Origin of the sequence: Janthinobacterium sp. KBS0711 (assembly GCF_000988085.1) — a bacterium.
GTDB classification, from domain to species: Bacteria; Pseudomonadota; Gammaproteobacteria; order Burkholderiales; family Burkholderiaceae_D; genus Janthinobacterium; species Janthinobacterium lividum_E.
Window position 1 is genome coordinate 900,114 of the sequence record NZ_LBCO01000033.1, and the last position, 13,857, is coordinate 913,970.

General features: G+C 60.5%; 7 protein-coding genes. 4 read left to right on the forward strand and 3 right to left on the reverse strand.

Annotation, left to right across the window (positions count from 1 at the left end; translation table 11 throughout):
* Positions 1-5: 5 nt before the first annotated feature.
* Positions 6-944, reverse strand: coding sequence for an ABC transporter permease (locus VM94_RS22610; RefSeq protein WP_034782513.1), 939 nt, complete (start codon positions 942-944; stop codon positions 6-8).
* 28 nt (positions 945-972) lie between these two features.
* The gene (locus VM94_RS22615) at positions 973-2,811 is read right to left on the reverse strand and encodes an ABC transporter substrate-binding protein (RefSeq protein WP_046685403.1); all 1,839 of its coding nucleotides are present in this window, start codon (positions 2,809-2,811) and stop codon (positions 973-975) included.
* 622 nt (positions 2,812-3,433) lie between these two features.
* On the opposite strand from VM94_RS22615, the gene VM94_RS22620 reads away from it, so the two are divergent.
* The 3 genes from VM94_RS22620 (at position 3,434) to VM94_RS22630 (ending at position 12,246) form a co-directional block, all read left to right on the forward strand.
* Positions 3,434-6,214, forward strand: a complete 2,781-nt coding sequence (locus VM94_RS22620) for a TonB-dependent receptor (RefSeq protein ID WP_052755893.1) — start codon at positions 3,434-3,436, stop codon at positions 6,212-6,214.
* 356 nt (positions 6,215-6,570) lie between these two features.
* Positions 6,571-9,240, forward strand: a complete 2,670-nt coding sequence (locus VM94_RS22625; RefSeq protein ID WP_046685404.1) for a TonB-dependent receptor — start codon at positions 6,571-6,573, stop codon at positions 9,238-9,240.
* Positions 9,241-9,699: 459 nt separating this feature from the next.
* A complete protein-coding gene (locus VM94_RS22630) occupies positions 9,700-12,246 on the forward strand; it encodes a TonB-dependent receptor (protein WP_235432988.1) in 2,547 nt (848 codons plus the stop codon).
* A 118-nt stretch (positions 12,247-12,364) separates the two neighbouring features.
* On the opposite strand, the gene aroG is transcribed toward VM94_RS22630, so the two are convergent.
* Positions 12,365-13,429: a 3-deoxy-7-phosphoheptulonate synthase AroG gene (aroG, locus tag VM94_RS22635; RefSeq protein ID WP_046685406.1), complete on the reverse strand. Its 1,065-nt coding sequence runs from the start codon at positions 13,427-13,429 to the stop codon at positions 12,365-12,367.
* A 201-nt stretch (positions 13,430-13,630) separates the two neighbouring features.
* Between aroG and VM94_RS29240 the strand changes: the two genes are divergently transcribed.
* Entirely contained in the window at positions 13,631-13,816 is a 186-nt protein-coding gene (locus tag VM94_RS29240; protein ID WP_221937625.1) for a hypothetical protein, read from the forward strand.
* Positions 13,817-13,857 lie beyond the last annotated feature (41 nt).

Genomic DNA, 13,857 nt, shown 5'->3' on the forward strand with positions numbered 1-13,857 from the left:
TCTTTCTACTTCAGTTGTACGCGAGGATCGACCGCCTGGTACAGCAGGTCGGTGAGCAGGTTGAAGAGCATGGTGGCGGCGGCAACGTACACGGTGATCGCCTTGATCACCGGAAAGTCGCTGCGCTCGACAGCCAAAATCACTTCACGCCCGATGCCGGGGATGCCGAAGAAGCGCTCGAGCAGGAAAGCGCCGATCAGCAGGGCCGGCAAGTTCGACATCACATAGGTAATGATGGGGATGCCGGCGTTGCGCAGTACGTGCACCCACATGATGCGCCCTTCCTTGAGGCCCTTGGCGCGCGCCGTGCGCACGTAATCCTGGTTCGCCTCGTCCAGCACGAAGGTGCGGAACAGGCGCAGGGTCGGCGCGATGGACACTGCCAGGCCGATCAGGATCGGCAAGGTCGAATAGCGCAGCAGGTTTTCCCAGAAGCTGTCGCCCCAGCCCTGCACGGGGAACAGGCCCAGTTTATAAGCAAAGCCGTACTGGAAGACGATGATGTAGACGAGAATGGAAATCGACATGCCCACCGTGCAGGCGATCATGACGGCGCGGTCCGTCAGCGAGCCGCGCACGAAAGCGATGGCCAGCGCCAGCGCCACGCCAAAGAACGTTTCCAGCACGGTCAGCGGGATCAGGACCATCATCGACGGCCCCAGGCGCGACGTGATGATGTGCGACACGGATTCCCCCGTGGCCCAGCTCTGGCCGAAGTCGAACGTGACGATCTGCTTGATGAAGATCCACAGCTGCACGTAATACGGCTGGTCGACACCGAGCTGGCGGCGGATGTTGGCGATGCTTTCCGCACTGGACATCTTGCCGGCCAGGATGTAGGCGGGGTCGCCGCCCACCCAGTTAAACAGGATAAACACCAGCAGGACGACGCCCAGCATGGTGGGCAGCATCTGCCACAGGCGGCGCAGGATATAAGCGAACATAATGATTCCTTGTTTTTATAAGCTGCGCTTATTTATTGGCCGAGGCCGCAGGGGCAGGCGCCACCGGCGCACCCGTGCTGTCGATATCCATGTACGCCCACTCCTGGAACAGGATCGGGTGCTTCTTGTAGCCGAGTACCGACTTTTGCGCCAGCATGTTGCGGTAGCGCGCGTAGCCGATCAGGGCGCCCGCGTTCACTTCCAGGCGGCGCGCCATCTGGTGGTACAGCGCGTCGCGCTCGGGGCTGGCCGGCATGGACTGGCTGGCCGCGTACCATTTGTCATATTCAGGGTCCTGGTAGCAGCCATTGTTGTTCTGGTGCGTGTTCGGGCCGTAGAACAGCTGCATGAAGTTGTCGCCGTCCGGATAGTCGGCCAGCCATTGCGCCGTGCGCGACTGCATCTTGCACTGCTTTTCCGTCTTTAAAATGTCGGAAAAGATCATGCGGTCGTTTTCCATGCGGATGCCCAGCGAGTTGTAGGTCTTGCGCCACATTTCCGCCTGCAGCACGCCATTGGCTTCGTTGCGCGAAGCGTAGCGGATCAAGAGCGGCTTGCCGTCGGGCAAAGTACGCCAGCCGTCGGCGCCCTTCTTGTAGCCGAATTTATCCAGCAATTTATTCGCCAGCACGGGATCGTATTGCAGCAGGGATTTGTAGTGCGGATCGTAACCCACCACGCCCGGAGGGATCGGATAGTCGAGGCGCTTGGCCTGGCCATTCCAGATGATGCGGATTTCTTCATCGATATTGTGCGCCATGGCAATGGCGCGGCGCAGGGCGATCTTTTCCTTGCTGAAACCGCCGAGGGTCGGGTCTTCCATATTCCAGTAGTAATAGCTGATTTCCGGGTCCAGCAGGCGCGACAGTTGCACGCCCTTCTCCGCCAGTTCGGGACGCAGCTTGCCGTTGAGCATCGCTTTCGGCGCCAGCGGGCCATCGAGCCAGAACACGTCCGTGCCGCCGCTCTGGAACGACAGCCAGCGCGACTGGTCTTCGATCATCACGGAAATTTCGATGCGGTCGATGGCGGGAATGCGCTTGCCCTGCATCTGGCGCACGATGCGCTGGTCGTCCGGGTCGTCGCCGGCCAGGAAATTCCACGTTTCCGGCAAGTGCTGCGGGTTGCGGTTCAGGACGATGCGGTTGCCGCGCGTCCATTCCCCGAGCGTGTAGTAGCCGGTGCCGACGGGATTCGAACCCACTTCCCCCTTCACGTCGCCATACTTTTCCACCACTTCGCGCGCCAGCGCCGCCGTCGGCACGTAGGCGAGGATCATGGGGAAATTGAAATCGGTCTTGGTCAGCGTGATACGCAAGGTGTACGGGTCGAGGATTTCCAGGCCGGCCACCTTCTTGCTGTAGTCAAACTTGTTCGCCTTGGCCGCGTCCTTGGCCAGGTCGTCCAGCCCCACCACCTTGCCTTCGAGCAGCCAGGTGTGCGGCGAGGCCAGGCGAGGGTCGAACAGGCGCTTCCATGAATACACGTAATCGGCCATCGTCAGTTCGCGGCGCTTGCCGCCGAACGCGGCGTCGGGCGTGTATAGGATGCCTTTTTTCAGGCGGATGGTGTAGGTCTTGCCGTCGGCGGACACTTCCGGCATGGCGGCCGCCGCGCCGGGCACCACCTTGACGGGGCGCGCCAGGTAATCATAGGTGTACAGGGTGTCGAAGACGGCCTGCGTGATGTGGTTCGAATACAGGTCGCGCGCGGTGGCCGGATCGAAGCCCGTCTCGGCGGCCGGCAGGATATAGCGCAAGGTTTTGACCGGCGCGGCCGCGGGGGCGGCGTCAACGGCCACGGCCGCCAGCGGCAGGGTGGCCAGGCAGGCGAGCAGCGCCACGCGCCGCATCCATGGTGACTTCATGTAATACCCTTCATCTCGATTATCTGTCGCACCGTATTGGTGCGCTTGTACTGGCTTCCCCCTGGGATACAGGATTCCACCGCCAAAACCAGTCCATCCTCGCAAGATCTATGCCTTGTTCGCAGCCAGCCGCGCCGATGCATTGACGCGCTGGAAAACGCGTAACGATAACGCATATTCTGTTCGCCGGGCGAAAAGCCGCGGCACTTCTGGCGTGCGCAGCAACAAGCACCGGCGCTGCCGGGGAAATTTGCCGCGCCGCAACATAGCCTGGCCAATGCCGCGCAAAAGCGCATTGGTAGAAACCCTTATGTCCGTGAATGAGCGCACTTTTTATCGGCGGGCAGAAAACGCATAGCGCAGTGCAGCATCAAAATAATTGCCAATACTGAAACATCCAAACATTATAAAAAACACTGTTGTTTCCATCCCGAAATGTCCCATTTGCGCGTTGACAAGGTTTCACGGCAAATGGTCTTATCAATGGCGGCAACTCACACGATATGCCGTTTGATCCACAGCGATTGCCGACGCAGCAATCTTTATCACCCTGGCAAAGCTGTGCCGCACAAGGGCCAGCCGAGCACACTTTCGGAGTTTGAGAATGATGATGGAAACAGTGATGTCCCGCTCCGTACGCCTGATTTTTTCGGGTAGCGTAGCAGCGCTCAGCCTAGGCATGATGGCTGCGCCGGCAATGGCGCAAGACGCCAATGTACAACGTGTGGAAATTACAGGATCGAGCATCAAACGGGCCACGGCCGAGACCGCATCGCCGGTACAGGTCATCACCCGCGACGACTTGATGAAATCGGGCAAGGCCACCGTCGCCGAATACCTGCAAACCCTGACCGCCGATGGCGCCGGCTCCCTGCCGACGGGTTTCGGCAACGGCTTTGCCGCCGGCTCCACGGCCATCTCGCTGCGCGGCCTGGGCGCCACCTCGACCCTGGTCTTGCTCAATGGCCGCCGCATGGCGCCGTTCGCGCGCGCCGATGACGGCCAGAAGAGCTTTACCGACCTGTCCACCGTGCCGATGCAGATCGTCGAGCGTATCGAAATCCTGAAAGACGGCGCCTCCTCGACCTACGGCGCGGACGCCATCGCCGGCGTCGTCAACATCATCCTGCGCAAGGACTTCGAAGGCTTGACCCTGAAAGGCGACACGGGCATTTCCGGCGACAGCGACGCCAAGCAGCACCGCGCCTCGCTGACCTTCGGCAAGGGCAACCTGGATACGGATAAATTCAATGTCGTCCTCAATGCCGAATACACCAAATCGGACATGCTGATGAACAACGAGCGCTCCGGCCGCAAATGGATAGGCAAGGCCGACCTGCGTCCGTATGGCTATGCGATCAACACCCAGTTCGCCGGCGGCTACATCAATGGCAACAACGACGCGAATGCCTCGCCGGTGGGCCTGATCCGCGATCCCGTCACCAACAACTATGTGGCCCTGCCAGGCTGCTCCACCTTGTCCGTGTCTTCACCGCAAGATCCGAAGGGCGGCTGTCTGTGGCACCACGACCAGTTCCGCTCGATGCAGCCGAAGATCGAATCGATCAACCTGTACACGCGCGGCACCTGGCAAGTCAACGCCGATACCCAGGTGTACGCGGAAGCGGGCTACTCGAAGCGCGATACGGCCTTCACCCTGATACCGCCATCGATCACGCCGACCATCGCCTTCCCGCCGAACGCCACCAGCCCGACTGGCGTCGTCAACTACGGTTCCGGCGCCGGCACCACCATCGTGCTGGCCGCCAACCACCCGCAAAATCCGTATGGCGTGCCGGTGCGCGTGCGCTACCAGGCCTTCGACGTGGGCGCCAGCACACGCCAGGCCAACAACGAGTTCAACCGCATCGTGCTCGGCGTCAAGGGCAACGCCATGGGCTGGGACTACGATGCCGGCTATACGCATTCGGAATCGAAGCTGCACCTCGACTACAGCAACATGCTGAACATGGCCGTCGTCAAGGATGCGCTGGGCAATCCGAACAGCAAGTATTTCCCGTACTACATCGGCGCGCAGGCGGGCAAGAATCCGGCCTCGCTGTACGCGGCCATGGTGACGAACGCCACCTCCGATTCCACCACCAAGCTCGACATCATCGACTTCAAGGCGTCGCGCGAACTGATGCAGTTGCCGGGCGGCGCACTGGGCCTGGCCGTGGGCGCGGAACACCGCCGCGACAAACTCGACAATCCATCGCTGTCGGGCACGGAAAACGGTTCCATCAACTCCAGCTACGTGGCAGCCAAGGGCGACAGCAAGGTCTCGGCCGTGTTCCTCGAAGTACTGGCGCCCGTCATCAAGACGGTGGAACTGTCGGGCGCCTTGCGTTACGACAAATATGACCGTTTCTCGTCGACCACGCCGAAACTGGGCGCCAAGTGGACGCCGCTGAAAACCTTCGCCGTGCGCGGCACGTATTCGGAAGGCTTCCGCGCGCCGGGTCCTGCCGAAAGCAACGCCAATTCGCAATCGACGGGCACCTCGACCGTGAGCGATCCCGTGCGCTGCCCGGGCGGCACCCGCTTGCCGGGCGCCAATGCCAGCGACTGCGAACTGCAAGTGGCGGCCGTCAAGATCGGCGACCCCAGCCTCAAGCCGGAAAAATCCAAGGGCTATACCCTGGGCCTGGTGTGGGATCCGTTCAACGATACCAGCCTGTCGCTCGATGCCTGGAAGATCAAGCGTGAAAACGAAATCAACCCGCTGCCGTACAACGAAGCGGCCGCCCTGCCGACGGCCATCCGCGCCGACAACAACCTGACCATCAATGGCGTCGTCACGCCGAACACGGGCACCTTGCTGATCACCAAGGCGCCGTACCGCAACTCCAGCTTCACGGAGATCAAGGGTATCGACCTGGACGTCAAGCAGCGCGTGCGCCTGGGCGACTACGGCCGCGCCACGTTCGGCCTGACCTGGACCCACATCGCTTCGTGGGTGCGGGCCGAGTCGTCCACCGTGCGCTACCAGTTCGCCGGCACGCATGGCAATTGCGACACCTCCAACTGCGCCGGCACGCCGAAGGACAAGATCAATCTGACCGGCTCGTGGGACCTGGGCAACTGGAACGTCAGCGGCGTGCTGAACTACCGTTCGGACATGAAGAACATCCTGTTTGAAGGCAAGCCGTGCGCTTCCAAACTGGCCGACGGCACAGCGGCGCCAAACGGTTGCAAGATCGCCTCGTTCACCACGCTCGACCTGTCGAGCCGTTGGAACGTCAACAAACAATTGCAATTGTTTGCCTCGATCAACAACGTGACCGACAAGATCGCGCCGCTCGACCCGCTGACCTACGGCGGCATGAGCTACAACCCGATGGATGCCAGCGGCGCCATCGGCCGCTACTTCAAACTGGGCGCCAGCTACAAGTTCTTCTAAGCGTCCGCCCAGGCTGCCAAGCGCAGCCTGGGCCGGCAAGGCTGCGTCACTATCGTCATGCCATCCACACCAACGCCCGTTGCACTGCAGCGGGCGTTTTTTATTTTGCGCGCGAGGGCGATGGCAGCCTCGTCAAAAATGCGGCACAAAATGCACCTTCTTTGTTCCAAATCAGTGCCTATCGTGCACTGCGTTGTTTAGGCACACAAACCTGTGTGCCATGTTGACAAGGACTTTTACAGCTCATTACAGTGGATCGCTTGAAAAGATATAAATACTTTTCAATGTTCTCGGTGCGCCAACCAGCGCGGCCGTTCTTGCCCTTCTAGCCAACCGCTTTTCCAGGAGTCTTGAACATGATCAGAGAAACACGCCTGTCCCGTTCCATCCGTTTGATCTGCGCCAGCGGCCTTGCCGCCAGCCTGCTCAGCCAGCAGGTGCTGGCGCAAGAAGCCAGCGACACGAGCAGCATGCAGCGCGTCGAAGTCACCGGTTCCTCCATCAAGCGCCTCGTTTCGGAAACGGCCACGCCGCTGTCCATCTTCAAGGCCGAGGATTTTGCCAAACAGGGCCTGACGACGGCCCAGGAAGTGCTCAGCAAGATCCCCTCCAATTCCTCCAGCATGGGCAGCGGCAATGCCGTCGGCGGCAATACCAGCGGCTTGCCCACGGGCGGTCAGGCCAGCGCCGACTTGCGCGGCCTGGGCGGCGACAAGACCCTGGTGCTGCTCAACGGCCGGCGCATCGCCAACCATCCGTACGACGGCGCCAGCGTCGACCTGAACATCATCCCCATCGCCGCCCTGGAACGTGTCGAAGTGCTGCGCGACGGCGCCTCGGCCATCTACGGCACGGACGCCATCGGCGGCGTCATCAACTTCATCACCAAGCGCTCGGTGAATGTCACGAATATCACCGCCGAGGTCATCGCGCCCGAACACAAGGGCGGCGGCGAGCACCGCGTCAACCTGTCGACGGGTTTCGGCAAGCTCGACACGGACGGCTACAATATTTTCGGCGTGCTCGACTATCACAAGCAAAAAGTGCTCACCTCGCAGGATCGCGCCTTCTCGGCGACCGGCATCGTCCCCTCGCGCGGCCTGTCCATTACCAGCGGCACGACTTTCCCCGGCAATTATTTTGATGCGGCAGCCAACGGCGGCGACGGCCTGGCCGGCAACCCCTACGCGGCCAGCGGCTGTCTGCCGCCCTTGTCGGTAGCCGCCGCCAACGGCACCTGCCGCCAGGATTACACGCGCCAGATCGACAACTTGCCCGCCCAGGAACAAGTGGCCTTTTTCGGCAAGGGCGCCTTCAAGCTCGGCGGCGGCCACCTGGCCACGGTGGAATATCTGCATTCGGAAAACAAGGTGAAGGCGCGCACGGCGCCGCCGCCGCAAACGGGCTTGATTCTGCCCAACACCAGCAAATACTATCCGGGCAATGCGGGCGGCGTGCCGGCCCAGCCGGGCTTGTCGGGCCAGCCGCTGAGTGTCAACTGGCGTCCCGTGGAAGCGGGCCAGCGGCAGATCGACTCGGACGGCAAGGCCGACCGCCTGGTGCTGGCCCTCGAAGGCGAACTGGCGGGCTGGGACTACAAGACGGGCCTGAGCCACGCGATCAGCAAATCATCGGAAAAATTCACAGGTGGCTACGTGCAGGATGCGGGCTTTGCCGCCGGCGTGCTGAACGGCATCCTGAACCCGTTTGGCGTGCAGGATGCGGCCGGCAAAGCTTACCTCGACAGCACGGCCCTGCGCGGCGAGGTGCAGAACGCCAAGGTCACCACCACGGGCTTCGACATCAAGGGCAGCCGCGAACTGATGCAATTGGCCGGCGGCCCGCTGGCCATCGCCCTGGGCGGCGAACTGCGACGTGAAAAAGCCGACTTCAACGTGAACCGCGACATCGCCGGCCAGGCCGCCAGTTCTGGTCTGTCCGGCTCGCTGTCAAAGAGCGGTTCGCGCACGATCCAGGCCGTCTTCGGCGAAGTCAACTTGCCGCTGATCAAGGACCTGGAAGTGCAGCTGGCGGCCCGCTTCGACCACTACAGCGACGTGGGCAGCACCACCAATCCCAAGCTGGCCCTGCGCTACCAGGCCAGCAACGCGCTGGTGCTGCGCGGCTCGGCCAGCACGGGTTTCCGCGCTCCCACCTTATTTGAAAAGAATGCACCGCCGTCGAAGAACGATACCAACGATTCCTACGACGACCCCATCCTCTGCCCGGGCGGCGTGCCGCAACCGGGCGCCAACCCCCTGCGCGATTGCGACTTGCAGCAATTCAAGCTGCAAGGCGGCAATGAAAAGCTGAAACCGGAAAAATCCACCACCTTCGCCGTCGGCTTCGTGCTCGAACCGATCAAGGAAGTCACGCTCGCCGTCGATTACTGGAACATCCACCTGAAGGACAAGATTTCCTCCTTGCCCGAACAATCCATCTACGGCAACTATGAAAAATACAAGGCCTTGTTCCTGCGCAATCCCGATGGTTCGCCCTTCGCCATCCTGGACTTGAACGACAACCTCGGGGAAGTAAAAACGGACGGTATCGACGTCAGCCTGAATGCGCGCCTGGGCCGTGGCGCCTATGGCGATTTCAGCGTGTCGGTCGATGGCACCTGGACCCACAAGTATGACTACCAGAACGAGCGCGGCGGCGAATTCATCGCCAACGTGGGCCGCTACGCAGACAACAATCCCGTATTCCGCTGGAAACATACGGCGGCGCTGAACTGGCGCCTGGGCAACTGGGGCGCCACCGTGTCGCAATCGTTCAAGTCCAGCTACACGGATCAGAACCAGGTGGACCCGCAATTCCGCCACGATGTGCCTTCCTACAGCCTGCTGAACGTGTCCGGCAGCTACACATGGAAAGGCTTGCTGCTGACAGCCGGCGTGAAAAACCTGTTCGACAAGGAACCGCCGTTCTCGAACCAGGGCACCCTGTTCCAGAAAGGCTATGACCCGCGCTATACGGACCCGCTCGGACGCGCCTACTACTTGCGCGGCAGCTATACGTTCTAAGGGAGATTGGCAAAACAGGATCAACGGGGCGGCGCTGGCAAGCGTTTGCCTGCAGCACGAAGAGGGCGCCAGCAGAGATGCTGTGCGCCGTTTTATTTTACGCGCCTGAGTGCGCCTGACAAGGGTTGACGATATTTTATTCCTGAACTAATGCAAAAAAAATAGCAATATGTTGCATTTCGTCCAAAAAGTCCGCACGAAATTGACAATCTGAATCGTGAATGTTTTGATGAGGGCCCTGAAAATTTACAGAATTTTCATTGGTGGATTTGTAAAAAGGCAAATAAATTGTTAGTAAGCAACAAGTTATTTCAAAATAATTGCCGCCTTTATCACAATAACAAGGAATTTCAGATGATGATAGAAAATGTAATATCGCGGTCGCTGCGCCTGATGTTTGCTGGCAGTTTGGCCCTGGGCATGCACGCCGCGTATGCGCAAGAAACAACAGATGCACCCATGCAACGTGTCGAAGTCACGGGTTCGAGCATCAAGCGTCTGGCATCGGAGACAGCGCTGCCGATCACCTCGATCAAGGCTGACGATTTCGCCAAGCAAGGCTTGACGACGGCACAAGAAGTCCTGTCCACCATTTCCATGAATCAGAGCTCGCAAAGCAGCTCGCAATCCGTTGGCTCCGGTACGGGCGGCCAGTCCGTCGCCGACCTGCGCGGCATCGGCGGCGACAAGACCCTGGTCCTGCTGAACGGCCGCCGTATCGCCAGCCACCCGTTCAACGGTTCGTCCGTCGACCTGAACATCATCCCTATTTCCGCCCTGGAGCGTGTCGAAGTGCTGCGTGACGGCGCTTCCGCCATCTACGGCACCGACGCCATCGGCGGCGTGATCAACTTCATCACCAAGCGTTCCGTCAAAGGCGGCTCCGTCACGGTCGAACATTACGAGCCACAGAAATCGGGCGGCGGCGACGAGTCGCGCCTGAACCTGTCCGGCGGCTATGGCGACCTGAACAAAGATGGCTTCAACGTCTTCGGCGTTGTCGACGTGCATCGCCAGTCGGCGCTGAGCACGGCCGACCGTTCCTTCTCGAAGAGCGGCTACATCCCGAGCAAGGGCGTCGATAACCTGAGCGGCACCACCTTCCCGGCCAACTTCTACGATACGGGCAATGGCCTGATCGGCAACCCGGCTTTCGCCGGCGGTTGCGTGGGTGAAAACCTGTACAAGAATACCTCGGGCAAGAGCACCTGCGCCATGGATGTCACGCCATTCATCCAGGCCATCCCGAAAACCCAGCAGGAATCCTTCCTGGGCAAGGCCAGCTTCAAGCTGAACCAGGATCACCTGGCCACCATCGAATACCTGCACTCGCGCAGCACCAACGAAGCGCGCATCTCGCCGCCGCCAATGTCGAACATCGGCATCCTCATGTCGTCGAGCTCGCCGTACTATCCGGGCGGCAGCGGTGGCGTGCCAGCCATGGCAGGCCTGTCGGGCGAACCGTTGGACATCAGCTGGCGTCCAGTGGCGTCGGGCCAGCGCAGCGGCTTCGACACCAGCACCTCGGACCGCCTGGTACTGGCCTCCGAAGGCGTCCTGGGCGCGTGGGACTACAACGTCGGCCTGAGCTATTCCGTCAGCAAGGCCACCAGCGCCTTCACGGGCGGCTACCTGAATGACCAGCGCATCATCGACGGCATTGGCAATGGCATCCTGAATCCGTTCGGCGAGCAGAGCGCCGCCGGCCAGGCCTACCTGAATGACTCCGTCCTGAAAGGCGAGTACCTGAGCGCCAAGATGACCAGCACCGCGGTCGACGCCAAAGTCAGCCGTGAACTGTTCACCCTGCCGGCAGGTGCCGTCGGCTTCGCCGTCGGTACGGAATTCCGTAACGACAAGGCGGAATACAATGTGAACCGCGACCTGGCTGGCCAGGCGTCGAGCTCCGGCTACGCCGAAGCGCAGAACCAGTCGGGCAGCCGCAACATCGCCGCCATCTTCACGGAACTGAGCATTCCTGTCGTAAAAGACCTGGAACTGTCGCTGGCAGCACGTTATGACCACTACAACGACGTCGGCGGCAGCTTCAACCCGAAAGTCGGCGTACGCTGGCAGCCAACGAGCCAGGTGCTGCTGCGCGGCTCCTACAACACAGGTTTCCGCGCGCCAACGCTGTATGACCTGCATGGTCCGCAAACCAAGACCTTCACGGCCAACAAGTACGACGATCCACGCTTGTGCCCGGGCGGCGTACCGATCCCTGGCGCCAACAGCAACGTCGCCTGCGGCGCGCAGCAATACATCCGTTCGGGCGGCAATCCGGACGTCGGCCCGGAAAAATCGAAGACCTTCAGCGCCGGTATCGTCATCGAGCCTGTCAAGTCGGTCACCGTGTCGCTCGATTACTTCAAGATCAAGTTGCGCGACAAGATCGGCACCGTGGCCGAACAGACTCTGTTCGACAACTACGATAAATATCAAAGCAACTTCATCTACACGGCTGACGGCAAGCTCGACTACGTGCTGGCCACCCTGGGCAACCTGGGCGAAATGCACACCTCGGGCATCGACCTGGGCCTGAACTGGAAATTGCCACGCAGCCAGTACGGCAACTTCACCTTCAACTTCGACGGCACCTGGGTACAGAAGTATGAGTACCAGAACGAACGCGGCGGCGAATTCGTGCAAAACGTGGGCGTCTATGGCGACAATGCACCGGTATTCCGCTGGAGACACAATGCCTCCCTGCAATGGAATCTGGACAAGTGGAACGCCACGCTGTCGAACAAGTACATGAGCGGCTACCGCGACCAGAACTATGTCGATCCGCAATTCGAGCAAAGCGTCAAGGCTTACTCGGTATGGTCGCTGTCGGGCGCGTACTCGGGCTTCAAGAACACCGAAGTCACCGTGGGCGTGAAAAACCTGCTGAACGAAGATCCACCGTTCAGTAACCAGATCGGCACCTTCCAGTCCGGCTACGATCCGCGTTACGCCGATCCGCTGGGCCGTACTTTCTACGTGCGCGCGACTTACAAGTTCTAAAATACACCTGACATAAGCTAGCCGCTCGCTACGCTTCTGTCAGGCGTCTTGAATGAAATGAAAAAGCCCGAAAAGCTTAGCTTTCCGGGCTTTTTTTCATGCTGCGCGCCACGTCACTTTATTCCGCGTCGCCCTTCAGGCGGCGCTGCCTCACGGCTTGCGCCAGGTTTTCCAGCACGGCCACGCTGGCGCTCCAGTCGATGCAGCCGTCCGTGACGGACTGGCCATAGATCAATTCCTTGCCCGGGATCAAATCCTGGCGCCCCGCCACCAGGTGCGACTCCACCATCACGCCGACAATCCGGTCGTCGCCGCCCGCCACCTGCGCGGCGATGTCGGCGCACACGGGAATCTGGTTTTCCGGTTTTTTCGAGCTGTTCGCATGCGAGGCGTCGATCATCAGGCGCGCCGCCAGGCCTTGCGCCGCGATGGCCTTGCAAGCGTCGTCCACGCTGGCCGCGTCATAGTTCGGCGTTTTGCCGCCGCGCAAGATGATGTGGCAATCCTCGTTGCCGTTGGTCGAGACGATGGCCGAGTGGCCGCCCTTCGTGACGGAAAGAAAATGGTGCGGCTGCGAGGCCGCCTTGATGGCTTCCACGGCGATTTTCACATTGCCGTCAGTGCCATTCTTGAAGCCGACGGGACAGGACAATCCCGACGCCAGCTCGCGGTGCACCTGCGATTCCGTCGTGCGCGCGCCGATGGCGCCCCAGCTGATCAGGTCGGCGATGTATTGCGGACTGATCACGTCGAGGAACTCGGTACCGGCCGGCAAGCCCAGTTCATTGATATCGCGCAACAGTTCGCGCGCCATGCGCAAGCCGTCGTTGATGCGGAAGCTGTTGTCCATGTACGGATCGTTGATCAGGCCCTTCCAGCCCACCGTGGTGCGCGGTTTCTCGAAGTAGACGCGCATGACGATTTCCAGCTCGCCCGCGAAACGCGCGCGCTCCTTGACCAGCAGGCGCGCATATTCCATCGCCGCCTTGGTGTCGTGGATGGAGCAAGGCCCGATCACCACCATCAGGCGGTCGTCCTGGCCGTGCAGGATACGGTGCAGGGCGATGCGGGCGCTGGCGGCGGTCTGTTCGGCTTGCTCCGAGCAGGCGAATTCGCGGATCAGGTGGGACGGCGGGGTCAATTCCTTCATTTCGCGAATTCGCAAATCATCGGTGCGGGGCATCATTTTCTCCAAAATTTAAGGATGGGTAAAACATCTGGGTAAAAAAAAACCGCCATCAGTGGCGGTTTTTTAGAATTTGCTGGGATCTCGTTTTGCTGCTACGTGAACCGACCGCTACTCCACCGCCTTTGGGTTGGAATTGCTAAAGTAAAAATAAGCGGTAAAAAAGTGGCGAGCGAACATGCGAGTCATCCGTAAGTGATGAACGACTATAAACCTAAATTGCAAGGGTTGGCAAGCATATTTGTCGGCAAAGCCGCATGCCGCCGCCGTTTTACACTGCAAAATACGTCAAAAAGCATAAAAAGTTGCGCGCTGCCGATGCGCATCGGCTGGCCAACAATGCTGAGGCCGCCGTGGCGCGCACGCCACGCCAGCCCGTTTTGAACACGGGAAGCGGCGCACTACTGATATAGATCGAATCCCCG

Coding starts and splice junctions, on each gene's coding strand:
- VM94_RS22610 (WP_034782513.1), bottom strand. CDS start 944: ATGTTCGCTTATATCCTGCGCCGCCTGTGGCAGATGCTGCCCACCATG.
- VM94_RS22615 (WP_046685403.1), bottom strand. CDS start 2,811: ATGAAGTCACCATGGATGCGGCGCGTGGCGCTGCTCGCCTGCCTGGCC.
- VM94_RS29240 (WP_221937625.1), top strand. CDS start 13,631: ATGAACGACTATAAACCTAAATTGCAAGGGTTGGCAAGCATATTTGTC.
- VM94_RS22630 (WP_235432988.1), top strand. CDS start 9,700: ATGCAACGTGTCGAAGTCACGGGTTCGAGCATCAAGCGTCTGGCATCG.
- VM94_RS22625 (WP_046685404.1), top strand. CDS start 6,571: ATGATCAGAGAAACACGCCTGTCCCGTTCCATCCGTTTGATCTGCGCC.
- aroG (WP_046685406.1), bottom strand. CDS start 13,429: ATGCCCCGCACCGATGATTTGCGAATTCGCGAAATGAAGGAATTGACC.
- VM94_RS22620 (WP_052755893.1), top strand. CDS start 3,434: ATGTCCCGCTCCGTACGCCTGATTTTTTCGGGTAGCGTAGCAGCGCTC.